Origin of the sequence: Marilutibacter spongiae, from assembly GCF_014145325.1 — a bacterium.
Classification (GTDB): Bacteria; Pseudomonadota; Gammaproteobacteria; order Xanthomonadales; family Xanthomonadaceae; genus Marilutibacter; species Marilutibacter spongiae.
Map to the genome: position 1 here is coordinate 85,408 of NZ_JACHTF010000009.1, position 24,225 is coordinate 109,632.

Below are 24,225 nucleotides of genomic sequence, written 5' to 3' on the forward strand. Positions count from 1 at the left end.
GGCGACCAGGCGGTCGGCCGACAGCCGCACGTCCGCGCCGAAATCCACGCGCACGCGCTCGATCGCGCGTCCCAGGTCGGCCAGGTCGAGGTCGGGGTCGGCGCCGGCGTCGCAGACGACGATGTGGCGCACCTTGCGGCGGATGAGTTCGTACAGGCCCAGGTTCTCGAAGTGGCCGCCGTCGGACAGGTGGATCCGCGCGTGGCGCTCGTCCAGGCCGACGCCGAACATCTCGCGCGCGATCGGCCACCACCACTCGCCCGGCAGGCGGCGGCGGGTGCGCGACGGGTTGTCGGCCCAGTAGCCCAGGCGCACGTTGAGCAGCGCCATCAGCGAGGACACCGCGCGCGAACCGACCGCCGAGTTCGACGGATCGATGGCCGCGCCGGAAATGGTGAACGCGGTCGACAGCGCCATGCCGCCGCCGTGGAAGCCGTTGCTGCGCGTGTAGCCGGTCGCGAGCGCGCCGCATTACAGCGGCGACAGCACGTAGCTGGCGCCCTCGCGGCCGTGGCGGCGCTGGTCGGGCGAGCTGCTGGTGTTGAGCGTCGTGTTGACCAGGTGCAGCGGCGCGCCGCGGTCGGGGCCGAGCTCGTCCAGCCGGAACTCCATCGGTCGCGCGTGCAGACCCTCGCCGGGCCGTGGCATGAAGGTCTCCGACAGCCGCGCGCGGTAGTAGCCGTGCATCGAGATGCGGTTGATGTTGAGCGTGGACGCCAGCAGCGCGGCCAGCACCACCAGCGCCCAGAACAGCGGCGTGCCGACCACGTCCACGTGCACGACCAGGTGGTAGGCCAGCACCAGCAGGCCGTAGATCACCAGGGCCAGGCCGGTGCTGGCGACCTGCAGGCGCCAGGGCGTGCGGCCGCCGCGCCCGGCGAGCATCGCCACCACGCCCGAGAGCATCGGCAGCAGGTAGCTCATGTGCTGGCCGAGCACATGCATCACGGTCGACTCGAAGCGCCCGGAGAACTGGTCCCAGAACGCGTGCACCACCGGGATCAGGCCGATCGCCAACAGGCACAGGCCGACCGCGAGCTGGCGGCCCATCAGCACGCGCAGGCCATCGATGCGCGCCATCGAGGCACGCTCGCGGATGCCGGCCGCGACGCCGAAGCCCAGCGCCGTCAGCGGGAACGTGGCCAGGCAGGCGGCGCCCAGGCCCAGCAGGAGCAGGTAGCCGTGGTGGTGGTGGCGCGGGTCGGGGTCGGGCAGGCCGGCCAGGCTCGGCGGCCAGCCCAGCGGCAGCCAGCCCAAGGTCATCGCATAGACCGCCAGCAGGACCACCGGGCCCAGCACCAGCAGGTTGAGGAAGGTGGCTGCGAAGATCGAGGCGAGCAGGGTCCACAAGGAGTAGCCGCGGGCGGCGATGAGGTAGCGGCCGTGCCGCCGCAGCCAGTCGATCACGCGGCCGCCGCCGGGCAGCGGCTGCTCGAAGGGGTTGCCGGCATCGTCGGGCAGGCTGGCGCGCAGCCAGGAATAGCAGGCGCCGATGTAGCCGCCGCCGGAGACGGTGGACAGGTAATCGACATCGCGCATCAGGCCGGCGCGGTCCAGCGCCTCGATGACGCCGAGGTTGAAGGTCGCCGAGCGGATGCCGCCGCCCGACAGGCCCAGGCCCACGCAGTCCTCGTGCCGGGGCGGCCGGTCGATCGCCGCGCGGCGGCGCGCGATCCAGTCGTGCTCAGCCGCCTCGACCGTCGCGAAGTCCGCGGCCGGCGTGCCGTCCGTCGCCGCGCTCATCGACCGGCCACCCGCGCCAGGCAGCTCGGCGGCTGGAAGCCGGTCGGCGTCGCCGGGGTATCGCGGTGGATCTTCAGGTACTCGATGATCGCCATGCGCTCGGCATCCGCCAGCAGCGGCCCGATCACGCCCGGCGGCAGGGGGTGGCGCCGCGGGTCCTGGCGGTGGCGTTCGAGCATCGCCGGCGTGGCGGTGAAGCCATGGCCGGTGTTGCGGTTGCCCGGCTCGCGGGTATCGAGCCAGAAGCCCTTGCCGTCGTCGGGCAGGTCGATCCGGAAGCCCACGCGGACGCTGTCGTAGTCGCGCTGGCCGACCGGGAAGCGGACGCTGCGCTGCTCGGGCGGCAGCAGCATCTCGTAAAGGTTGGGCACCGAGCCGTTGTGCAGGAACGGCGGCGTCGCCCACACGCCTTCCAGCGGCCGCGGCTTGTAGCCGGCGATCTCCTGCGGCAGGTCGAGCGTGCCGAAGCCCTCCAGGCACTCGCGGGTTTCCGCGTCGGCGCCGGTGTCCTCGAACCAGCGGCGTTTCACCAGCAGGCCGAGCAGGTTGAGGCCGCGGCCCTCGCTGAGGGCGGCGGGGTCGACCATCGCCAGTTCGGTGTCGATCTCGCCGCGGCCGCGCACCACGTTCCAGGCCAGGTGCGCGCCCTGGCAGTCGAGGTCGCAGACGGGCGGGTCGTCCGGCACGGCGTGCGGCGCCTCGATGCCGTCGGCCTCCAGCAGTGCGGCGATCGCGGCGAAGCGCGCCGTCGGCACCGTCGCCGGCTCGCCGGGCCCAGGCAGCGGGTAGGTCTCGAGCTCGGCCGCGAGGGCGTCGGCGTCCAGGCCCGCGGCGCGGCGGCCGTCGACGACGGCGCTGAGGCGGTAGCGGGTGTCGCGGACCAGTTCGCGCTGCATCAGCGGTCGCAGCAGGCCGTCGATTTCCTTTCGGTCCAGGCCCGCCGCGGTCAGGTCGTAGCGGCGCTCGACGAAACCGGTCGCCGCGGTGGCGTCGGTGCCGATGTGAGACAGCGGGACGACCTCGATCTTCCACACCGTGCCCGGGTCGCGCTTGAGCGGCGCCATCGAGGCCTGCTCGGCCGCGCCCGCCGGATGCGGGCCGTGGCAGTCGCGGCAATGCCGTTCGAACAGGACGCGGCCGCGCTCGGCCAGGGGGCGGTCGATGCGACCCAGCAGGTCCTCCGGCCAGCGTGGCGGCTGCAGGGTCTGCAGGGTGTGCTCGATGGTGGCCAGGTTGGGGATCATCACCGAGCTGCGGAAACGTTCGCTGGCCGGCAGCGGCCCGCCGTGGGTGTTGGTCATCCGCAAGGTGGCGCCGACGCCCAGCGCCTCGCCGACGTTGCGCGCCAGCGGCTGGCTGACCGAGCCGTTGTACTGCACCCAGTCGAACTTCCAGATGTTCCACAGGTAGGGGTAGCTGACCGGCGCGCCGGCCTGCTGGTAGTTGCCCTTGGCCAGGTGGTCGCCGAACACCGTGTTGGCGATGCGGCCCAGGGCGTCGGTGCGGCCGAAGCCCTCGCGCACCGGATACAGGTGGCGCAGCGGGTTGTTCTGCCCGCGGCGCAGGATCGCCACGACGGTGTCGCCCAGCGCCGCGTGCAGCGCGTCCTTGCCGGCCGGGTAGCGCGCGCCGATGACCTTGCGGGCGAAGCGGTCGAACTTCGCCGGGTTGCTCCAGGTCGCGATCAGCGAAGCCAGCAGCGTGGGCGCGAAACTGCCGCGCTGCATGTCGGTGAAGGCATGCATGGCCTGGCCGCCGTCGATGCGCACGGCCACCCGGCGCCCGCCCTTGTGGGCGATCAGCTCGCCGGTATGGCAGGCCGCGCAGGTGATGTCGAGGACCTCTTCGCCCAGCAGCGGATCGAAGTGGCGGGTGAAGCCCACCGGCAGGCGATCGGGGTTGGCGGGCGTGGCGACGTCGTCGACCAGGAAGCGGTAGCGCCGCATGTGCGCCGGGTCGGCGAAGCGCTCGCGGCCGGTGGGCATCTCCAGGTGGACGAACCAGTCGTAGCGCAGCGGTGCCAGCGCCTCGCCCTGCGGGATCGAGGTGCCCTGCGGGGTGTAGTAGTAGGCCTGGCGCCCGGCGGCGGCGGGGCCTTCGCCCCAGCCCTGGTCGAGGTAGACGATGCCCTCGAAGGCTTCGCCCTCGGGGATGCTGTGCGCGGGCAGGCTGACGAAGACCCAGAAGCCGGCGGCGGCCAGCAGGGCCAGCGCCAGGGCCAGCCCCAGGCCCAGTTTGAGCAGGGTGCGCAGGCGCACGTCGAGCAGGCGCCGGAAAGCGGCGGCGATGCGGTGCATGAGGGATCCCCCGGGTTGCCCCATGGCGGCGTTCCTTCGCGGGTGTGGACGGTGGCGTTCCGGGCGACGAAGGCTCCCCCCTTCGCCGCGCCGAGGGGGAAGGTACAGCGCGCGGAGGCCGCTGCCCACCTCGGATTTGACGCGGGACCACCCCGGGCGTGGACAATGCGCGGATGGACAACGCCGAACTGCTTGAAACCGTCGAACACGAAACCGGCCCCTCGCCGGCCTGGTCCGTCCTGTGGCTGCATGGGCTGGGCGCGGACGGCAACGATTTCGCCCCGATCGTGCCCGAGCTGGTCCGCCCGGACTGGCCGGCCCTGCGCTTCGTGTTCCCGCACGCGCCGGTGCGGCCGGTCACGATCAACAATGGCGTGCCGATGCGCGCCTGGTACGACATCCGCGACATGAACCTGGCCCAGCGTGCCGACGAGGGCGGGGTGGATGCCTCCGTCGCGCAGGTCGAGGCGCTGATCGCGCGCGAAGCGGCGCGCGGCGTCCCGGCCTCGCGCCTGCTGCTGGCCGGCTTTTCCCAGGGCGGGGCGGTTACCCTGGCCGCCGGCATGCGGCGCGAGACCCCGCTCGCGGGCCTCATCGCGCTGTCGACCTACCTGCCGATGCCCGAGCGCCTGGCCCGCGAGGTGACCGCCGCGGCCCCTTCGCAACCGCTGTTCATGGCCCACGGCCAGTTCGACCCGGTGGTGCCCTACGCTGGCGGCGACGCCAGCGCGCGGGCCCTGCGCGGGCTCGGCTTCGACATCGACTGGCACGCCTACCCGATGGCGCACCAGGTCTGCGGCGAGGAGATCCGCGACCTGGGCGACTGGATGGGCGCCCGTTTCGCCGCGGCCTGATCGGCCGTGGCAGTATGGGCGTTGCGCGCGCGGCCGGACCGACCCCGCGCGCGTCGGCGTGCCGGACGGGGGCGGCGCGGCCGATGACCGTGTGGGTTGCCCGGGAGGAGCAGGCTGATGAAGGTGGTGATTGCCGATGACGAGCCGCTGGCGCGCGAACGCCTGCGCGCGCTGCTGGCGAACCGGCAGGACATCGAGGTGGTGGCCGAGGCCGGCGACGGCCATGACGCCCTGCACGCCTGCGCCGAACACGAGCCCGACCTGATACTGCTCGACATCGCCATGCCCGGCCTGGACGGCCTGGAGGCGGCCCGCCACCTGGCGGCTTTCGAGCCGCGGCCGGCGGTGGTGTTCTGCACCGCCTACGACGCCCATGCACTGTCCGCCTTCGAGGCCGAGGCGATCGACTATCTGGTCAAGCCGGTCCGCGCCGAGCGCCTGGACGCCGCGCTGGAACGCGTGCGCACCTTCGCGGCGGGGCGCCAGCACGGCATGGCCGCCAGCAAGGGCCAGCAGCGCACGCACCTGTGCGCGCGCCTGCGCGGCAGCCTGCGCCTGATCCCGATCGAGGACGTGCACTACCTGCAGGCCGAGGAAAAATACGTGGTCGTCCACCACGCGCACGGCGAGGACCTGATCGAGGAGTCGCTGAAGTCGCTGGAAGACGAATTCGGCGAGCGTTTCGTGCGCATCCACCGCAACTGCCTGGTGGCCCGCTACGAGATCGTCGAACTGCGCCGCTGCCCCGACGGCCACGTGCAGGCCGTCCTGCGCCACGGCGACCGCCCGCTGGAAGTCAGCCGCCGCTGCGTGCCGGGCGTGCGCGAGATACTCAAGCAACTCTAGCCCCGCCACGCGGGGCCACGCATGCCGGCGCCAGGCCGGTCCACCAGGGAAAGGGAAGGGGATGGAACTTCTGACACTGCAACACTTCGCCGGCTGCCTGAACGAGACGTTCTCCGCCTCGATGAGCGACATGGACGTCCCCTTCGTGCTGGTGGAGGCGCGACCCGTGCAGGATGCGCCCGCCAATGCGGCGCGTGCGCCGTTCTCGCTGCTGTTCCGCAACGCGTCGGCATTCCTGTTCCCGCAACAGACCTACCGCATGCACCATCCGCGGGTGGGCGAGGTCGGCATCTTCCTGGTCCCGGTCGCGCAGGAGCGCGACGGCTTCCTCTACCAGGCCGTGTTCAACTGAGCGGCCTGGGTGCCGGCCAGCGCATCCGCCGATAGGCGCCCTCGTCGGCGTCGACCTCGAAGCCCAGGCGCGCGTACAGGCGTTGCGCGGCGGGATTGTGCACGGCCACGTGCAATTGCATGCCGCACCCTTCGGCCGCCGCGCGCGATTGGGCGCCGGCGACCAGCATGGCCCCGATGCCCTGGTTGCGTGCGCCGGGCACGAGGCTGACGTCGACCAGCAGGTGCGCCGGCCGCGCGGGCTGCACGTACAGGCGCCCGATGGGACCGTGTGCGGTCTCCACCACCAGGAAGTCGCTGTCGCCGTAGTGCGCGAGGTAATGCCGGTGCTGCAGGGCGAACTGCTGGGCGAGGAAGGCCTCGCGCATCGCTTGTGGCCACGGCACCGCCGCCAGTTCGTCTTCGCGCGTGCTGGCATACAACGCCGCTATCCAGGGCAGGTCCCCGGCATGGGCATGGCGCAGGCCGATACCGCGCGCCTGCAGGCGCGCGGTATCGGGGACGGGACGGGGATTGGACGGAAAGGGCGCAAGTCCCTCCACGCCCGCCGTCGTCGCCATCGTCAGGGGAACGACGGGAACACGCCCACCAGGGCGATGCAGAAGTTCACCCCGAGGTACGGCTGCTGGTTGGGATGCGGCAGGCCGCCGCCACTGCTGGCGCCGACCATGTTCGGCGCCAGCTCCGTATTGGGCGGTGGACCGACGTAGGTCTTGGCCGCGGTGCTCGTGGCCAGGAACGACAGGCCGCCGCCGTCGACCGGGGCATGCGATCCGCTGCCGGCCGCCGTCTGCGAGAATGCGGTGACGCCATGGTTGTGCTGTGGCATCTGGCCGGCGCTCAGTCCGACGCTGTCGCTGCCGAACGGCTGGCCCAGCATGCGCGTGCTCAGGCCGGGCCCCCGGCCCTGCTCGGTGCCGGCGCGGCCGGCGAAGTTGGGCAGCTGGAACGTGCTCTGCCCATTGCCTCCGTAGTTGGTGCCGATCAACGAGAACAGCGCGGTGTTCTGCGAGATCGGCAAGGTCGCACCGTTGCAGAACGCCCAGCCCCGCGGGTTGAAGTTGAAGCCGAACATCTGGATCTCGCCAATGAACGGTTGAGTCATGTGCTTTCCTCCGGAAAGGTGCCGCGACAGCGATCGCGGCCGCGCCTGCATGGCGCTGCGGATGGGGTGGGGTCGCGGTCAGGCCTGGCTGGGATAGATGCCGAACAGCGCCATGCAGAACTGCACGGTCAGCGTCGGCATGCAGTTCTCGTGCGACTGGTTGTTGCCGGTTTCACCGGTCGACAGCGGCGACATCGGCGCGGGCGTGTTGCCGGCGGTGGTGTTGACGTAGAAGGTGTCGCCGCTGACCGCACCCGGCAGCAGCCCCGGCCCCGGCGTGAGCGAGGTCGCCGCGGCCGTGGTCGCCACCATGGGATGCGTGTGGGCGGGCATCTGGTTGGCCAGCAGGACCACCGACTCGGCGCCCGAGGCCTTGCCCATGGTGTAGTTGCTCAGGCCATTGCCCTGGCCCTGGTGGATCGGCAGGCGACCGCGCAGGTCGGGAAGCGCGAAGGTGTTCTGGCCATCGCCCCCGTAGGTGGTGCCGATGAGCGAGAACAAGGCATCGTACTGCGAGATCGGAAGCAGGCTGCCGTCGCAGGCGTGCCAGCCTTGGGGCGTGCGCCCGAAGCTGAGCATCCGGATCTCGCCGATATAGGGTTCCGACATGGTTGCACTCCTGTTGCTGTGGACGCGCAGGCGCTGGGCGTGCGGGTCCCGTATCCGTGGAAAGAGGTCAGCTGCGCGACGGGAAGATGCCCGACAGCGCAATGCAGAAATTGACGGTGTTGTACGGCTGCAGGTTCGGGTGCGGCATGCCGCCGCCGGCGTTGGCGACCGACTTCGCGTCCAGCGTCGCCACGGCGCTGGTGGACGACGCATACAGGGGCAGGGCCGCCCCGGCGCCGTTGATGCTGGTGGCGAACAGGCGGTTCGACGGGATGCGGTTGTCGCCGTCCTGCGTGGAAGCGTTCATCGCGTGATCGTGCGAAGGCAGGTTGCCCGCCTGCAGGGTCACCGTTTCCGAGCCGGCCGCCTGGCCCATCTCCACGGCGGGCGGTTGCCAGGCCGGGTCGACCGAGCTTGCGTAGCCCACGGGCGTGCGGCTGCGCATGTCGGGCAACGCGAAGTTGCTGGTGCCGTTACCGCCGAACTGGGTGCCCAGCAGCGAGAACAACGCCTGGTTCTGGTTGATCGGCAGCAGTTGTCCGTTGCATTGCGCGAAGTACTTTGGTGCGAAGTTGAAGCCGGTCATCATGATCTGACCGATGAAGAACTCGCTCATCGCCATCTCCCCTTGAGTTGAGGCGCGGCGCCTCATGCGCCGCGCGCCTACTCTGAACGGCGCGCGGCGTACTCACAAGGGTTGTGATGAGCTTCGCACTTTCCATTGGGTCTTATCCCTGTTTCAATGGGTCCCACTAGGGGAGGGCCACCGGGTGCTATCGGGGCGGGGCCTTTCGTTGCGTTGGCGGTGCCGGGGTCGCGTGACCGGGGGGCCAGCCGGGGCTCATGCGGCATCCAACTGGGGACAAGGGACATGCACGATTCGACGGAGTTCGACGCACGTGGCCGTGGGAACGGCATCTGGAACCGCATGGCCATGGCCGCCATGCTCTGCCTGGCGGTGGTGTGGTCTACGGCCGCGGTCGCCGCGCCGTCGATCTACTGCCCCACCCTGAGCGCCAACGTCGCCAACGGCGGCTCGGTGATGATCGACGTCAGCGCATGCGACGGCCCGTTCGACGGCGGCATGAGCGGCCCGATCGCGCCGTTCGCGCAGCATGGCACGGTGACCATCGGCGCCAACAGCGGCGGTACCCAGTTCGTGACCTATGCCCACAGTGGCAACTCCGCGACCAGTGACCAGTTCTTCCTCGAGGATAACGATCTCGGGGTGGTCACCGTGAACATCGCGATCGCGCCCCCGACCTCGCCGATCACGGTGTCGCCGGCCAACCTGCCGGCGCTGACCGCCGGCACGCCCTTCTCGCAGGCGCTCACGTCAGCGGGCGGCACCGCGCCGTACACCTACACCCTGCAAAGCGGCACGCTGCCGGTGGGGCTGAGCCTGACCACCGGCGGGCTCATCAGTGGCACGCCGACCCAGCGCGGCGGTTATGCCTTCGTCGTGCGCTCGACCGACAACACCGGGCAGTTCGTCGACAAGGGCTACACCGGCACCGTGTTGAACCCGACCCTGTCGATCGCACCCACCTCGGGGACCGCGATCCAGACCGTGGCGTTCTCGCAGACGCTCTTCGCCAGCGGTGGCGTCGCCCCGCATACCTTCAGCGTGGAATCGGGCCTGTTGCCGGCGGGCATCAGCCTGTCGAGCGCTGGCCTGCTCAGCGGCACCACCTCGGCGGCGCCGGGCAGCTATCCGCTGGTGTTGCGCGTGACCGACAGCAGCACCGGCCCGGGCGTGTATTTCGAACTCGAGAACTACACGCTCACCGTCAGCCCGCCGCCGAGCGTGTCCGTGTCGGTGTCGCCGGCCTCGGTCAGCGAGGACGGTGCCGCGACGCTGGTCTACACCCTCACCCGCAGCCTGAACCTAAGTTCCTCGACGTTGGTCAACGTGACCACCGGCGGTACCGCCACCGCCGGCACCGACTACACCGGCAACACGACCACGGTGACCATTCCGTCGGGTTCCACCACGGCTATCGTGGTGATCGATCCCACGGCCGATGGCGCCGTCGAACCGGACGAAACCGTCCTCCTGACCGTCGTGCCTGGCGCGGGCTACACCGTCGGTACGCCCTCCAGCGCCACCGGCACGATCCTCAACGACGACGTGCCGAGCGCCTCGATCGCGGTATCGCCCGCCTCGGTGAGCGAGGACGGGGTGGGCGAGCTGTCCTACGTGGTGACCCTCGACCAGCCTTCGCCCTCCGCGCTTGCGGTCGGCTACCTGGTGGGCGGTACCGCGACCAACGGCACCGACTACGTGACGCTCGCCTCGCCCGTCATCATCCCGGCCGGCAACAGCAGCGCCACCATCGTCGTCGATCCGATCGCCGATGCGACCAACGAGGCGGACGAGACCGTCGTGCTGACCCTGGCCGCCGGCGCCGGGTACACCGTCGGCGCACCCAACAGCGCCACCGGCACGATCCTCAACGACGACCTGCCCACGCTGAGGATCAACGACCTCACCTTCCCGGAAGGCGACACGGGCACGCTCAGCGTGCCGTTCACCATCATCCTCAGCTCCCCCGCCGGCCCCGGTGGCGTCAGCTTCGACATCACGACCGTGGACGGCACCGCGACCGCTGGCAGCGACTACGTGGCCGCGACCCAGGTCGGCATGACCATCCCCGAAGGCAGTACCAGCCAGCCCTTCTACGTGGACGTCAATGGCGACCTGCTCAACGAAGCGACTGAAATCTTCTTCGTCAACATCACCAACGTGAGCGGTGCGGTGGTCGCCGACAGCCAGGGGCTGGGTACGATCGTCAACGACGATGCGCTGCCGAGCCTGTCGATCAACGACGTCACCGTGACCGAGGGCAGCACCAGCGTCACCGCCAACTTCACCGTCAGCCTGAGCGCGCCCAGCGGCCGCAACGTCACCGTCAACTACGCCACCGCCGACGGCACCGCGACCGCACCCGGCGACTACACCGCCCTGAGCGGCGGCCTGCTGTTCACCGCCGGCACCACGGCGCTCTCGGTATCGATCAACGTCAACGGCGACCTGGTGCCGGAAGCCGACGAAGACTTCTTCGTCAATCTCAGCGGCGCCAGCAATGCCTCGATCGCCGACAACCAGGGCCGGGGCACGATCCTCAACGACGACGTGCCGGTCACCGTGAGCCCCGGCAGCGTGCCCGGCGGCACGGTCGGCGTCGCCTACAACCAAGCCCTCGTCGCCAGCGGAGGCGCCGCGCCCTACGCGTTCTCGGTGAGCGCCGGTGCCTTGCCGGCAGGCCTGTCGCTGTCGCCTTCCGGCGTGCTCAGCGGCACGCCGACCGCAGGCGGCAACTTCGCCTTCACCGTCACCGCGCTCGACAGCAGCCCGGCCCCGGGGCCGTTCAGTGGCAGCCAGGCCTATACCCTGGCGATCGCCGCGCCGACCGTCGCGTTGCCGGCGACCGGACTTGCGGGCGGCACGCTCGGTGCGGCCTACAGCGACGCGCTTGCGCCCGCGACCGGCGGCACCGCGCCGTACACCTACGCGGTCACCGCGGGCGCGTTGCCCGGCGGGCTGGCGCTCGATGCATCGAGCGGCGCGATCAGCGGCACCCCCAACGCGATCGGCAGCTTCAATTTCACCGTCACCGCGACGGACTCGAGCACCGGTACCGGTCCCTACGGCGCGTCGCAGGCCTTCGCGATTACAGTGGGCGACCAGGCGCCGATCGCCAACCCGGTGTCGGCGACGGTCGGCTACGGAGCCGCGGCGACCGACATCCCCCTCGCCATCACCGGTGGCCCCGCCGCGACGGTGGCGGTGGCGACCGCGCCCAGCCACGGCACCGCGCTGGCCAGCGGCACGACCATCAGCTACCAGCCCGATCCGGGCTACGCCGGCGCCGACAGCTTCACCTACACCGCGACCAACGCAGGCGGCACCTCGGCACCGGCGACGGTCTCGATCACCGTTCAGGATGCGGTGGTCACGGTGACCGCCGGCGGCAGTCTGTCCACCACGGTGGGCGCGCCCTACAGCCAGACCTTCACCTTCAACGGCGGCAGCACGCCGTGGAGCGCCTACCAGGTCACCAACCTGCCGGCCGGCCTGTCGATCACCGGCACCGGCACGGATTCGGTGACGGTGTCGGGCACGCCGACCCAGGCCGGCAGCTTCAACCTCAACGTCTCGGCGACCGACAGCAGCACGGGCAACGGGCCCTACACCGTCGGCGAGGCCTTCGTGCTAGATGTCGCCGTGCCCGGCCTGGCCTTGTCGCCGGCGGGGGCGACGTTCGCCGCCGGCTACGGCAGCGCCTACTCGCAGGCCTTCGCCGCCAGCGGTGGCGTGGGGCCCTATACCTACGCGGTGAGCGGCAGCTTGCCTGCCGGCGTCAGCCTGGTGGGCGACACCCTGTCGGGTACGCCGACCGCAGTGGGCAATTTCAGCTTCACGATCGAGGCGACCGACACCGGCGCAACCGGCACCGGCGCGCCCTTCACGGTCGCGGAGGCCTATGTCCTCGCCGTTGCCGCCGGCTCGGTGACGCCCGATCCGACGACATTGCCGGCCGCGGACCCCGGGGCACCCTATTCCCAGGCCTTGAGCGCGAGCGGCGGCGTCGCGCCGTACGCCTTCGCGTTGGCCAGCGGCCCGTTGCCGAGCGGACTTTCGCTCTCCAGTGGCGGCGCGCTGACGGGCACCCCGACCGAAGTCGGCAGCTTCCCCTTCACCGTCGAGGTGACCGACGCAAACGGCCAGTCCGGGACCCGCGCGTACACGCTGGTGGTCAATGCGCCGAGCCTGGCGCTCGCGCCCGGCGCGGGCACGTTGACGCTGGCCTACGGCGTGGCAGGCTCGCAGGCCTTCACGGCCAGTGGCAGCCCGGGGCCCTACAGCTATGCGATCAGCGGCACCCTGCCGGCCGGCCTCGCCTTCAGCGGCGACACCCTGTCGGGCACCCCCAGCGAGCCGGGCAGCTACCCGGTCACGGTGACCGCGACCGACACGACGCTGACCGGGACCGGCGCACCGTTCACCGTCAGCCAGTCCTACACGCTGGACGTGCCGGCGCCTGCGCTGGCGATCGACCCGGCCACCCTGCCCGACACCACCGCCGGCCAGGCCTACGACCAGGCGCTTGCCGCGACGGGCGGTGTCGCGCCGTATGGTTTCCAGGTCAGCGCCGGTGCCCTGCCCGATGGCCTGGCGCTGGCGGCCGATGGCGCGCTCGCCGGCACCACCACCCATGCCGGCAGCTTCGACTTCACCGTCACCGCGACCGACGCCAATGGCCAGTCCGGCACACGCGATTACACCGTGCAGGTCGCCGCGCCGACCCTCTCGCTGGTCCCGGGGACGCTGGTCGATGGCGCCGCCGGCGTAGCGTACAGCCAGACCTTCGTCGCCGACGGTGGCATCGCGCCCTACGCTTACGCGGTTGCCTCCGGCAGCCTGCCCGACGGCCTCGGCCTGGACGGCGCCACCGGCGTGCTGAGCGGCACGCCCACGGCCGCCGGCAGCTTCGACTTCGCCATCCGTGCGACCGACAGCACCGGCGGCACGCCGGCGAGCACGACCCGCGCCTATACCGTGGTGGTGGCCGCACCGACGATCACGATCACGCCGGCGACGCTGCCGCGTGGACTCGGCGGCCAGGCCTACGCCGAGCTGCTCAGCGCCGCCGGCGGCACCGCGCCTTATCGATTCACCCTGAGTGCCGGCAGCCTGCCGGCCGGGCTGGCCCTGGCCGAGGACGGCGCCCTGGACGGCACGCCGGCGGCGGGCCTGTTCGACTTCACCGTGACCGCGACCGATGCCATGGGCTTCACTGGCACGCGCCAGTACGCGGTGGAAATCGTCGACCGCCCGGATCCCTCGCTGGATCCGGAGGTGCGCGGCCTGCTCGAGGCCCAGGCCGACTCGGCGCGACGGTTCGCCAGCGCGCAGATGGGCAACTTCCAGCAGCGCCTGGAAACCCTGCACGACAACCGCGCGGGGGCGCAGGTGAGCAACCGCCTGAGCTTCGTGACCGGTCAGCAGTGCGCCGACCGGATCGGGCGCAAGCCCGGCGACCCCTGCGATGCGCTCGTGGCCTCCAACGACGCGGTTGGCATGGGCAGCGGCGGCGGCGACGAAGCGGCCGCGCCCGAGGGCGCGACCGGCGGCGCGAACTCGCCGCTCGGCGCCTGGATCGGGGGCGTCATCCGCTCTGGCGCCCAGGACGGCCGCGGCGGTGGCGCCGGTGCCGATTTCGAGAGCGACGGCATCAGCGCGGGCCTGGATTACCGCTTCAGCCCGGCCTTCGCACTGGGCGGCGGCATCGGCCTGGGCCGCGACGAGAGCAAGGTCGGCGAGAACGGCAGCCGCGTCGATGGCGATGCCTACGCACTGGCCTTCTACGCCAGCTACCATCCGGGCGACCGTTTCTTCCTCGATGGCCTGATGGGCTACCAGCGCTTGTCCTACGACCTGCGCCGCCACGTCACCGCGACCGGCGGTTTCGTCGAGGGATCGCGCGACGGCAGCCAGTGGTTCGGCTCGATTTCGGCGGGCGCGCAGTACCAGCACGACACCTGGCAGCTCACGCCGTATGCCCGGGTCGACCTCTCGCGCGCCGACCTGGATGCCTACGTCGAGCAGGGCGATCCGATCTACAGCCTCGCGTATGGCGACATGGACGTGGATTCGACCACCGGCAACCTCGGCTTCCGATTCGAGTCGCGGCACGCCACCGATTGGGGCGCCTTCGCGCCGCAGGCGCGGCTGGAGTACCAGTACGACTTCGATGGCGACAGCAGCGCGAGCCTGCAGTACGCCGATCTCCTCACGGCGCCGCTGTACAACGTCGGCCTGGTCGGCTTCGACCGCAGCCGCTACATGGTCGGCCTCGGCGTGATGTTCTACCTGCCGCGCGGGATGTCGCTCCGGGCCGAGTACCGCGGCCTGTTCGGCAGCCAGGGCGACCGCGACAACGGCTTCATGCTGAACTTCGAAAAGGGCTATTGATCGCGCCCGCGGCGTGATCGACGGAGGCCGTGGCCCGGCCTCCGGCAGCCCCGTGCGATGCGCGACGACGGGTGGGGGTCGCCGCCGTGCCCGGCAAGGTGCCCGGCTGGGCGATAATGGCGCCGATGAAGACCCTCCGTATCGCCACCCGCAAGAGCCCGCTCGCCCTGTGGCAGAGCGAACACGTCGCCGAGCGCCTGCGCGCCGCCCATCCCGGCCTGTCCGTCGAACTGGTGCCGATGAGCACGCGCGGCGACCAGGTGCTGGACCGCTCGCTGGCGGCGATCGGCGGCAAGGGCCTGTTCCTCAAGGAGCTCGAGGTGGCCATGCAGCGCGGCGAGGCCGACTGCGCGGTGCACTCGCTCAAGGACGTGCCGATGACCCTCGAGCCCGGCTTCGCGATGCCGGCGATCCTGCCGCGCGCCGATGCCGCCGATGCCTTCGTGAGCCCGCGCTTCGAGCGTCTCGCCGACCTGCCGCACGGCGCCTGCGTGGGCACGTCCTCGCTGCGGCGCCAGGCGCAGCTGCGCGCCTTGCGCCCGGACCTGGTGCTGCGCGACCTGCGCGGCAACGTCAACACGCGGCTGGCGCGGCTGGATGCCGGCGAGTACGACGCCATCGTGCTCGCGTGCGCGGGCCTGCAGCGGCTGGGCCTGGAGGCCCGCATCCGCAGCCGGCTGGAAGCCCCGGACTGGCTGCCGGCACCGGCGCAGGGCGCCATCGCGATCGAGTGCCGCGATGGCGACGATGCCCTCGCCGCCCTGTGCGCGGCGCTGGACGACGCCGACACCCGTCGCCGGGTCGAGGCCGAGCGGGCGATGAATCGCGCGCTGCACGGCAGTTGCCACGTGCCGGTCGCGGCCTTCGCGCGCCTGGAAGGCGATCGCCTTCGCCTGGCCGGCGCGGTCGGGTCGGCGGAAGATGGCCACAGCATCCGCGCCGAGGCGGAAGGCCCCGCGTCCGATCCGGACGCATTGGGGGTCGAAGTAGCGCGCCGCCTGCTCGAGCAGGGGGCCGGTGCGCTGATCGCGCCGCACGTCTGAGGCCGGCGGCGGCCGTCAGAATCGCCGGCGGATGCCGAACCAGCCCTCGGCGGTCTCGGTGCCACTGGCACCGCGGGTGCGGTGGCGGATCACGTAGTCGCTCTCCAGCGTCCATTCCGGCCACAGCCGCACGTCCAGGCCCATCGACTGCTTGATGAAGGTCTGGCCCTGGCCGGTCTCCCATACCAGCCGTTGGGTGAGTTCGGCGCGGTCGCCGAAGCGGCGCCCGAAATCGATCGCGCCGCGGAACACCGGTCCGGGCAGGCCGATGCCGTCGTCCGAACGCGGCGCCAGGCGCCAGGCAGCGCCCACTTCCACCGCGAGCCGGTTGGGACCGTCGCGCAGCACTTCGACGTCGTGGCGCGTTCCCACCCGCCACTTGTTGGAATAGGCGTCGGTCGACTGGCGCGCCTGCGCGCGCGCGTGCAGGCGCCGCTGCGCGGCCCGGTAGCGCGCGCCGGCACCGCGCTCGCCCAGCCGCCGGCGATCGAGGACGTCGTGGCCCGGCGTCGCCAGTTCCTGGCGCCACTCCTCGTCGTTGCAGCGCAACGACAGGCAACTGCTGCGCCGCCAGCGCATGTCCATCACCCCGGCCAGCAGTTCCGGCTGGCCGTAGGCGGGGATCGGCGATGTCAGGAACGGGCTGAGGGCGAGTCCGAGCAGGAGGGACATGTCGGTCGGGTGCGATCGGGCGGGGCCGCCTGGCATGGTGCCAAGGCCGGCCGCCGCTGGCGAGGGGTCAGAAGTCGTAGACGACGTTGATCGTGGTCAGGTTGTCGGTGTTCTTGATGCCGGGCAGCACGTCGGTGTTGTAGCGCGTTTCCAGTCCGGCCTTGAGGGCCAGGGCCTGGGTCATCTTCACCTTCACGCCGGCGTCGTTCACCGCGAAGGTGTTGTCGCTGCCGGCCTCGACGAGCAGGGTGTCGTAGACCGAGGTGTTGGCGTTGAAGGCGTGCTTGAACTCCATCGAGCCGCGCACGATGGTCTCGTTGTTGTGGACCTGCACGCCCTGCAGCTTGGCCCAGCGGTAACCCGGGCCGATCTCGAAGGTGAGCTGGGTGGCTTCGCGCTTGATCGCTTCGTAGCCGTAGCTTGCCGACGCCGTCCACTGGTACTCGTAGGAGGCGAAGTGGTCGCGCTCGTTGCGGATCGAGCCGAGCAGGTAGCTGCGTCCGGTGAGGCGGTATCCGCTTTCGGCGAACACGTCGTAGCGGTAGGCGGTCTCCAGGCCATCGCTCTTGCCGTAGAGGAACGACGCGCCGACGGCATGGCGCCAGACCGGGTCCTCGTGCGACAGCGCCAGGCTGCCGGTCAGGGTCTCACTGTCGGTGTTGCCCTTGGCGATCGCCAGGCCCAGCTCGCCCGTCCCGCTCCAGCCGGTATCCGGGGCGTCGGCGTCCTGCGCCAGGCAGGTGGCGGGGAGAGCGGACATCAGGACCAGGGCGAGGATCGAAGGCTTCACGGCGACTCCAGGGCATGTGCAGGGGGCAGGCACGAAAACGGCCGACGCGGAGTCGGCCGTGGCCTGTTTCGTTAATTCTACGTTATCCCAATTCCAACTGCCGCCAAGGGCGCCCAACGGCATACAACGGCCGTCAATTCCGGCGAATGATCGCGCAGGGGCGTGGCTTCAGTAGTAAAGCCCCACCACGTGTCGCGCCTGGGCGAAGAACAGCCAGCGCTCGACGAAGGCGCCGAGCAGGACCGAGGCGATCGCCAGCAGGGCCAGGGGCAGGACCGCCTGTTCGAACCCCAGGGCCAGTGCGGCCAGCAGGACCGGCATCACCGCGAACAGCGCGATCGCCAGGCGTCGCAGCGCCTTCGCATGCTTGCGCGCGAGGACGAAGCCCATCTCGCGGGTGATGTAGTTGCCCTCGGTGTGGGGACGCTCGAAGACGCGGACCTCGCGCCCGGGCAGGCCGACCGCGTCGCCTCGGGTGACCGGCAGCGGGGTGGTGTCGATGGCGCGCCAGTAACGGCCCTTGACCGCTGCCAGCACGAAACCGGGCAGGGCGGCCGCCACCAGCAGGCCCGCGCCCATGCGCCCGTCGTCGAAGGCGGCGACGCCGGACGCCAGGGCCAGTCCGCCCTGCAGGCCGAACAGGAGGTAGGCCGGCACGACGAGCCGATGGCCCCAGGCCGGGATCGGCTTGAGCGAGGCGTAGATCATCGCGGTGCAGGCCACGGTCGCCAGCGACAGCAGCGCGAGCGCTGCGCCCAGGGCGGCGGTCAGCGCTGCCGGGACGTCCTCGCCGCGTCCGATCGCGGCCGGCACCAGCAGGCCCAGCAGGGCGAGCGCCGGCAGGTAGACGAGCACGGCCATGACGCCCTCGCGCGAGAGCCATGAGGTCCGCCACTGCGAGAACGCCCGCCAGGCGCGCAGCGGCTTGCCAAGGTGGAAGGTCGAGCTGAGCAGGCCGACGGTCGCCAGCGCCAGGCCGGTCGCCAGCATCACCGACAACGCGAGCGGCGACGGGCTGGGGGCGCCGAGCAGGGGGGCGAGCAGGCCCAGGCCGGCGAGGGCGAGCACGCCATAACCGGCGCCCGACAGGGTGGTGAAGGCGATGACGGAGAAGGCGGGATGCATGCGCGGGTTCCGTCAGCGGCTCAGGACGCGGTCGAGCCAGCGCAGCACCGGCGGCAACGCGGCGCTGTCCAGGGCCTCGTCGGCCGGCCCGCGGCCGTCGGCTTCGCCCGCCGGTCCGGTGCGACGGGGTCGCGGCGGCAGGTACTGGTTGGTGGGCTTGTAGCCCAGCGTCGGCATCAGGTCGACGCCGCCGCGCTCGGCGACCAGTCGCGATACCTTCGAGTCCGGGTCGGCCAGGTCGCCGAAGTGGCGTGCGCGGGTCGGGCAGGCCTGCACGCAGGCGGGCTGGCGTTCGGCCTCCTCGAGGTTCTCGTTGTAGATGCGGTCGATGCACAGGGTGCATTTCTTCATCACGCCCTCGACCTCGCTGTACTCGCGCGCGCCGTACGGACAGGCCCACGAGCACAGCTTGCAGCCGATGCACTTGTCCTCGTCGACCAGGACGATGCCGTCCTCGGCGCGCTTGTAGCTGGCGCCGGTGGGGCACACGGTGACGCAGGCCGGCTCCTCGCAGTGCAGGCACGAGCGCGGGAAATGCAGCGTCATCGCCGGTTGCGGCGCCGCTGCGCCGTCCCCGCAACCGCCGCCGGGCGCGATCTCGTAGCTGTGCACCCGGTTGAACCATACCCCGGAGGGCGACTTGCCGTAGGGGTCCTCGTCGGTCAGCGGCGCGGCGAAGCCGCCGGCGTTCCATTCCTTGCAGCTCACCGCGCAGGCGTGGCAGCCGACGCAGGTGTCCAGGTCGATGACCAGGCCCATCTTCTTCTTGCCCGGGGGCGGCAGGCCGGTCATCGACGCGTGCTCCCGCGGCCGCCGCGCAACAGCAGCAGGCCGGCGACGAACGCCACCACGGCCAGCGCCAGCGTCGGCACCAGGCCCATCAGCGCGGCGCCCAGCGACGCCGGGGGCGGATCGCCCGTCCCGGGGCCGATCACGCCCAGTCCCAGCAGCACGACCAGGGCGAAGCCCATGGCCACGCAGGTCCAGCCGGCGATGCGGCGCGAGGGCGGGGCGGGTGGGCTCACGTGGACTCCTCCTGGTGGCGCGCGGCGCGGAACCCGGCGCCGTAGCGCAGCGGGCCGGGCTCGGCGCGGCCGAAATCGATCGCGGGAAAGCGTGGCGTGCTCTCGCCCCCGGTGCCCGCGGGGGCAGGGGCGATGCGGACCCGCAGGTCGAACCAGGCGGCCTGGCCGGTGACGGGATCGGCGTTGGCGTAGTCGCCGCGCGGGGTGATGTCGGAAATCAGGTGGTTGAGCAGGAAGCCCTTGCGCGCCTCGGGTGCGTCCTTGTCCAGGCGCCAGGCGCCCTTGCGCTTGCCGATCGCGTTCCAGGTCCACACCGTGTCGGGCTGCACGTTGGCGGCGAACTTGGCCTGCACGGTGATCTCGCCGTGGTGCGAGGCCACGGTGATCCAGTCCTCGTCGGCGATGCCGTGGCGGGCGCCGGTGTCGGGATGCAGGTACAGGTAGTTGCGCGCGGTGATCTGCCGCAGCCAGGCGTTCTGCGAGCCCCAGGCGTGGTACATGAACATCGGTCGCTGGGTGACTGCCGACAGCGGGAACGGGTCCTTCCCTTCGCCCTCCGGGAGAAGGTGGCGCGAAGCGCGGGAGGGGGGGGCGTCGGCTGTCGTGCCCGGACCCCGACCCCGCTCCCCCGGTGAGGGGGTCTTTGAAACCTGGGCGCCTTCGAATGGCTCGTACCAGGTCGGCAGCGGGTCGAAGTACGTCGCCACGCGCGCGCGGTGCGCCTCGGGCGGCTGGTGCGGGCCATGGCCCTGGGCGGCCAGGCGGAACTTCTGCATCGTCTCCGAGTACAGCTGCAGCACGATCGGGTCGCCGTGGCCAAGGAAGCCCATGTGCTGCGCCCAGTCGAGGTAGCCGCGGTTGGCCATCTTGAAGTAACGCGCGTGCTCGGGGATCTCGCTGCGCCAGAAACCGCCGTGCTCGATATAGCGTTGCAGCTGCTCGGGGTTGGGCTGGCCCTTGGCCTCGACCTCGCCCGGCGCGCCATCGACCAGGCCGCGCCGCCAGCCCGCCAGCAGGCCGACCCCGGGGGCGCGTTCGTGGTGGGTGATGTAGTCGGCGTAGTCGCGGTAGCGCGCCGAGCCGTCCTCGTTGACCAGGCCGGGCAGCCCCAGCCGCGTGCCCAGGTCGATCAGCACCGACTGGAAGCCGCGGACGTCGCGCGGCGTTCCATCGGCACGCAGGCGCTGCTTCGCCGGGTCCAGCACCGGGTGGCGGATCGCGTCGGCGGCGCCGTCGGCATCGGAGATCGGCCGGTCGAGCATGCTGATCGCGTCGAAGCGCTCCAGGTAGGTCGTGTCGGGCAGCACCAGGTCGGCGTAGGCGACCATCTCCGAGGCATAGGCATCGGAGTAGATGATGCGCGGGATGCGGTATTCGCCGTTCGCGTCGCGGTCGGTCAGCCAGCCGATCGTCTCGGCGGTGTTCATCGCCGAGTTCCAGCCCATGTTGGCCATGAACATCAACAGGGTGTCGATGCGGTACGGGTCGCCGGCCCAGGCGTTGCGGATGACGGTGTGCATCATGCCGTGCGCCGACAGCGGATAGGCCCAGGAGTAGGCGTGGTCGATGCGGCGTGGGTTGCCGTGGGCATCGACGACCAGGTCCTCCGGCCCATGCACGAAGCCCAGCGGCGCCGCGTCCAGCACGCCGTTGTCCTGGCGCGCCTTGCCGGGCCGGTTTGGCGGCGGGATCGGCTTGGGGAAGGGCGGCTGGTAGCGGAACGAACCGGGTGTGTCGACCGCGCCCAGCAGCAGTTGCAGCAGGTGCAGGGCACGGCAGGTATGGAAGCCGTTGCTGTGCGCGCTGATGCCGCGCATGGCATGCATCGACACCGGCCGGCCGACCATTTCGTCGTGCTCGCGGCCCCAGGCATCGGTCCAGGCGACCGGCAGGCGGATTTCGTGGTCGAAGGCGGCTTCGGCCAGCTCCCGGGCGATCCGGCGGATGGTCGCGGCCGGGATGCCGCAGCGCGCGCTGACCGCATCGGGCGAATACTCCGGGTCCAGGTAACGCTCGGCGGTGAGGTGGAACACCGGCGTCGCACTGCGCCCGTCCGGCAGCCGGTAGGACCCCACCACGGCCGGCGAAGTGCCGGTGGCCGCTGCGTCGACGGCGCGGCCGGCATCGCGGTTCCAGCACAGGGGCCGGCCTTCGGCGTCGCGCGCGAACAGGCCGTCTTCCGGCCCGCCGGGATCGCGCACCACCAGCCAATGGGCGTTGGTGTAGCGGACCAGGTAGTCGAGGTCGATGCGATCGGCCTTCAGCAGTTCGTGGATCAAGGCGAACGCGAACAGGCCGTCGGTGCCCGGGCGGATGCCGATCCACTCATCGGCGATGGCGCCATAACCGCTGCGCACCGGATTCACCGCGACGATCTTGGCGCCATTGGCCTTGACCTTGCCCAAGCCCAGCTTGATCGGGTTCGAATCGTGGTCCTCGGCCACGCCCCAGAGCATCAGGTAGCGCGTGCGTTCCCAGTCGGGTTCGCCGAATTCCCAGAAGCTGCCGCCCAGCGTGTACAGGCCGCCGGCGGCCATGTTCACCGAGCAGAAGCCGCCGTGCGCGGCGTAGTTGACCGTGCCGAACTGTTGCGCCCACCAGCCGGTGAGGGCCTGGGACTGGTCGCGCCCGGTGAAGAACGCCAGTTCGTCGGGATTGCGCTCGCGGATTGGCGCCAGCCAGCCGGTGGCGATGGCCATCGCCTCGTCCCACTCGATCTCGCGGAACTCACCGGAGCCGCGCTCGCCCACGCGCAGCAGGGGCTTGTCCAGTCGGGCCGGCGAGTAGTGCTGCATGATCCCGGCCGAGCCCTTGGCGCACAGCACGCCCTGGTTGACCGGGTGCGCGGGGTTGCCCTGGATGTAGCGGATGCGCCCGTCCTGCAGCCACACCTTGATGCCACAACGGCAGGCGCACATGTAGCAGGTGGTGGTCTTGACCTCCTCGCCCGGCGTGGGCGAGAGGTCGATGGCGGGCTCGACGGGGCCGAGCGGGCTGGAACCGGGCATGGCGCGTATTGTGCGCCGACCGGCCCGGGCTGGCGAGGGGCGCGGTACGGCGCCGCCGCTGCGGGGCGATGCCCGGGGTCCGCAAGCGCGACGCGACGGCGTTCAGTCGGGCGCGGCGATCCGGATGGAGGGATCGTTGAAATCGCGGTAGCGGATGCGCACGGTCTGCGATTTGCCGTCCGCCTTGCCGGTGGTCTCGAGCTGCAGCGGCAGGCCGGAACGGTCCGAGATCCAGGCCTTCACGTCGGCGCGTCCATGCTGGGTGGTGACGTAGTGGTAGACCTTCGCCGGCTCGCCGTCGACGCTGTCGGCGCCCAACGCATCGACCACCAGGTCGCGTTCCAGCGCCTCCAGCGCCTCGCGGCTGCGGTACTGGCCGACGAGGTTGCCGGCGGGCATGGGCAGTTTCATCGTGCGGCCGCCCATGTCCATGTACATCGCGTCGCCGATGACCAGCTGGCTGGGCCCGCCCTGGACGCTGACCCGATAGCGGTCGGGCGCCACGAACTCCATTTCGGTCAGGGTCTTGCCCTTGGCCACGTCGGTGAGCGATGCACGGAAGCTGGTGGCCGCCAGGAAGCGTTCATACGCCTCGTGCAACTCCTCGCGCGGTCCCGCGGCGGCGGCCTGGAACGCAAGCAGCGCGCCCGCCGCCAGCAGGAACGATGCGCGCATCCGCGCGCGTAGACGGGTCCTGGACTCCATTCGCGACTCCTTCCTCGATGGCGCCCGATGGCCGGGCAATGCCATGCTAAACGCAACAAGCCGTCGTAACCTGCCAACTCCCCCGCCGGAAAGCTGCATCCATGGAACGCATCGAACGCATCCACGCCCTCCACCGCATCCTCTCCAATGCCCGCTACCCGGTCACCGTGCAGCGCCTGATGGAAGAACTGGAATGCTCGCGCGCGACCGCCTACCGCGACCTGGCCTACCTGCGCGACTTCCTGATGGCGCCGGTGGTCGGCAACGGCGAGGCCGGCTTCAACTACGACGCCAGCGAGAAGGACCGCTTCGAACTGCCCGGCCTGTGGCTCAGCTCGCAGGAGCTGCACTCGCTGCTCGCCGCCCAGCAATTGCTGATGCGCAGCGGCGGCGGGGTGCTGTCCAACGCGCTTGCGCCCCTGCAGCACCGCATCGAGAAGCTGCTCGACGAGCACGCCGGCGGTCGTCGCGTGCCGGTCGAGCGCGTGCGGGTGGTCCCGCACCGGACCCGCAGGCTGGATGAGCATGCCTTCCGCAACGTCGCCACCGCGGTGCTCGACCGCAAGCAGCTGGCCTTCGACTATCGCGCCCGCTCGACCGACGAGGCCACGCGCCGCACCGTCTCGCCGCAGCGCCTGACGCACTACCGCGACAACTGGTACCTCGATGCCTGGGACCACACCCGCGACGCCCTGCGCAGCTTCGCCGTCGATCGCATCACCGCCGCCCGGCTGCTCGACGAGGAGGCCCGCGACGTCCCCGACGAGGAGCTCGACACCCAGCTCGCCTCGAGCTACGGCATCTTCTCGGGCACGCCCAAGGGCTGGGCGACCATCGTGTTCAACGCCAAGGCCGCGCGCTGGGTGGCCGACGAGCACTGGCACTCGCAGCAGCAGGGACGCTTCCTGCCCGATGGCCGCTACGAACTCAAGATTCCCTACAGCAACGGGCGCGAACTGCTGATGGACGTGCTGCATTACGGCAGCGACGCGGAGATCGTCGAGCCGCCGGTGCTGCGCGAGCAGGCGCGCGCGCTGCTGTCGCTCGCGCTCAGCCAGTACGACTGAGCGCGA

19 protein-coding genes and 1 pseudogene are annotated in these 24,225 nt (G+C 71.1%); 7 read left to right on the forward strand and 13 right to left on the reverse strand.

Going from position 1 to position 24,225, the window contains the following annotated elements:
* The first annotated feature begins 316 nt into the window (after nucleotides 1–316).
* Complete coding sequence (locus H4F98_RS16925; RefSeq protein ID WP_281368138.1) at nucleotides 317–451, forward strand: hypothetical protein; 135 nt, start codon at nucleotides 317–319, stop codon at nucleotides 449–451.
* A 20-nt stretch (nucleotides 452–471) separates the two neighbouring features.
* On the opposite strand, the gene H4F98_RS09645 is transcribed toward H4F98_RS16925, so the two are convergent.
* Nucleotides 472–1,743, reverse strand: a complete 1,272-nt coding sequence (locus H4F98_RS09645; protein WP_182687151.1) for a patatin-like phospholipase family protein — start codon at nucleotides 1,741–1,743, stop codon at nucleotides 472–474.
* The gene (locus H4F98_RS09650; protein WP_220479168.1) at nucleotides 1,740–4,040 is read right to left on the reverse strand and encodes a di-heme-cytochrome C peroxidase; all 2,301 of its coding nucleotides are present in this window, start codon (nucleotides 4,038–4,040) and stop codon (nucleotides 1,740–1,742) included. The genes H4F98_RS09645 and H4F98_RS09650 overlap by 4 nt, the downstream gene beginning before the upstream one ends.
* Before the next feature lie 173 nt (nucleotides 4,041–4,213).
* On the opposite strand from H4F98_RS09650, the gene H4F98_RS09655 reads away from it, so the two are divergent.
* From H4F98_RS09655 to H4F98_RS09665, 3 genes are all read left to right on the forward strand, one after another.
* A complete protein-coding gene (locus H4F98_RS09655) occupies nucleotides 4,214–4,894 on the forward strand; it encodes an alpha/beta hydrolase (RefSeq protein WP_182687153.1) in 681 nt (226 codons plus the stop codon).
* A gap of 117 nt (nucleotides 4,895–5,011) precedes the next feature.
* Nucleotides 5,012–5,740 (forward strand): LytR/AlgR family response regulator transcription factor, encoded by a 729-nt coding sequence (locus H4F98_RS09660; RefSeq protein WP_182687155.1) that lies wholly within the window; start codon nucleotides 5,012–5,014, stop codon nucleotides 5,738–5,740.
* Between the two features lie 61 nt (nucleotides 5,741–5,801).
* A complete protein-coding gene (locus tag H4F98_RS09665; protein ID WP_182687157.1) occupies nucleotides 5,802–6,092 on the forward strand; it encodes a DUF6916 family protein in 291 nt (96 codons plus the stop codon).
* On the opposite strand, the gene H4F98_RS09670 is transcribed toward H4F98_RS09665, so the two are convergent.
* The 4 genes from H4F98_RS09670 to H4F98_RS09685 form a co-directional block, all read right to left on the reverse strand.
* Nucleotides 6,085–6,651 (reverse strand): GNAT family N-acetyltransferase, encoded by a 567-nt coding sequence (locus H4F98_RS09670; RefSeq protein WP_182687159.1) that lies wholly within the window; start codon nucleotides 6,649–6,651, stop codon nucleotides 6,085–6,087. The genes H4F98_RS09665 and H4F98_RS09670 overlap by 8 nt on opposite strands.
* A 2-nt stretch (nucleotides 6,652–6,653) precedes the next feature.
* Nucleotides 6,654–7,196, reverse strand: a complete 543-nt coding sequence (locus H4F98_RS09675) for a phage tail protein (protein WP_182687161.1) — start codon at nucleotides 7,194–7,196, stop codon at nucleotides 6,654–6,656.
* Nucleotides 7,197–7,274: 78 nt separating this feature from the next.
* Nucleotides 7,275–7,805, reverse strand: a complete 531-nt coding sequence (locus tag H4F98_RS09680) for a phage tail protein (RefSeq protein ID WP_182687163.1) — start codon at nucleotides 7,803–7,805, stop codon at nucleotides 7,275–7,277.
* Nucleotides 7,806–7,872: 67 nt separating this feature from the next.
* Nucleotides 7,873–8,421: a phage tail protein gene (locus H4F98_RS09685; protein ID WP_182687165.1), complete on the reverse strand. Its 549-nt coding sequence runs from the start codon at nucleotides 8,419–8,421 to the stop codon at nucleotides 7,873–7,875.
* A gap of 255 nt (nucleotides 8,422–8,676) precedes the next feature.
* Here H4F98_RS09685 and H4F98_RS09690 point away from each other — a divergent pair.
* Both H4F98_RS09690 and hemC read left to right on the forward strand, forming a co-directional pair.
* Nucleotides 8,677–14,757: pseudogene (locus H4F98_RS09690) on the forward strand (putative Ig domain-containing protein); the annotation flags it as partial.
* Between the two features lie 152 nt (nucleotides 14,758–14,909).
* A complete protein-coding gene (gene hemC, locus H4F98_RS09695; protein ID WP_182687169.1) occupies nucleotides 14,910–15,827 on the forward strand; it encodes a hydroxymethylbilane synthase in 918 nt (305 codons plus the stop codon).
* A gap of 15 nt (nucleotides 15,828–15,842) precedes the next feature.
* On the opposite strand, the gene H4F98_RS09700 is transcribed toward hemC, so the two are convergent.
* The 7 genes from H4F98_RS09700 to H4F98_RS09730 form a co-directional block, all read right to left on the reverse strand.
* Nucleotides 15,843–16,499: a DUF481 domain-containing protein gene (locus H4F98_RS09700; RefSeq protein ID WP_182687171.1), complete on the reverse strand. Its 657-nt coding sequence runs from the start codon at nucleotides 16,497–16,499 to the stop codon at nucleotides 15,843–15,845.
* A 67-nt stretch (nucleotides 16,500–16,566) separates the two neighbouring features.
* Entirely contained in the window at nucleotides 16,567–17,289 is a 723-nt protein-coding gene (locus H4F98_RS09705) for a DUF481 domain-containing protein (protein ID WP_182687173.1), read from the reverse strand.
* A gap of 168 nt (nucleotides 17,290–17,457) precedes the next feature.
* Nucleotides 17,458–18,414: a dimethyl sulfoxide reductase anchor subunit family protein gene (locus tag H4F98_RS09710; protein WP_182687175.1), complete on the reverse strand. Its 957-nt coding sequence runs from the start codon at nucleotides 18,412–18,414 to the stop codon at nucleotides 17,458–17,460.
* A gap of 12 nt (nucleotides 18,415–18,426) precedes the next feature.
* Entirely contained in the window at nucleotides 18,427–19,206 is a 780-nt protein-coding gene (locus tag H4F98_RS09715; RefSeq protein ID WP_182687176.1) for a 4Fe-4S dicluster domain-containing protein, read from the reverse strand.
* Nucleotides 19,203–19,439 (reverse strand): hypothetical protein, encoded by a 237-nt coding sequence (locus H4F98_RS09720; RefSeq protein WP_182687178.1) that lies wholly within the window; start codon nucleotides 19,437–19,439, stop codon nucleotides 19,203–19,205. Before H4F98_RS09720 ends, H4F98_RS09715 begins: the two co-directional genes overlap by 4 nt.
* Nucleotides 19,436–22,447, reverse strand: coding sequence for a molybdopterin oxidoreductase family protein (locus H4F98_RS09725; protein WP_182687179.1), 3,012 nt, complete (start codon nucleotides 22,445–22,447; stop codon nucleotides 19,436–19,438). The genes H4F98_RS09720 and H4F98_RS09725 overlap by 4 nt, the downstream gene beginning before the upstream one ends.
* A gap of 102 nt (nucleotides 22,448–22,549) precedes the next feature.
* Nucleotides 22,550–23,152 (reverse strand): hypothetical protein, encoded by a 603-nt coding sequence (locus H4F98_RS09730; protein WP_182687182.1) that lies wholly within the window; start codon nucleotides 23,150–23,152, stop codon nucleotides 22,550–22,552.
* A 101-nt stretch (nucleotides 23,153–23,253) separates the two neighbouring features.
* Between H4F98_RS09730 and H4F98_RS09735 the strand changes: the two genes are divergently transcribed.
* A complete protein-coding gene (locus tag H4F98_RS09735; RefSeq protein ID WP_182687184.1) occupies nucleotides 23,254–24,219 on the forward strand; it encodes a helix-turn-helix transcriptional regulator in 966 nt (321 codons plus the stop codon).
* Nucleotides 24,220–24,225 lie beyond the last annotated feature (6 nt).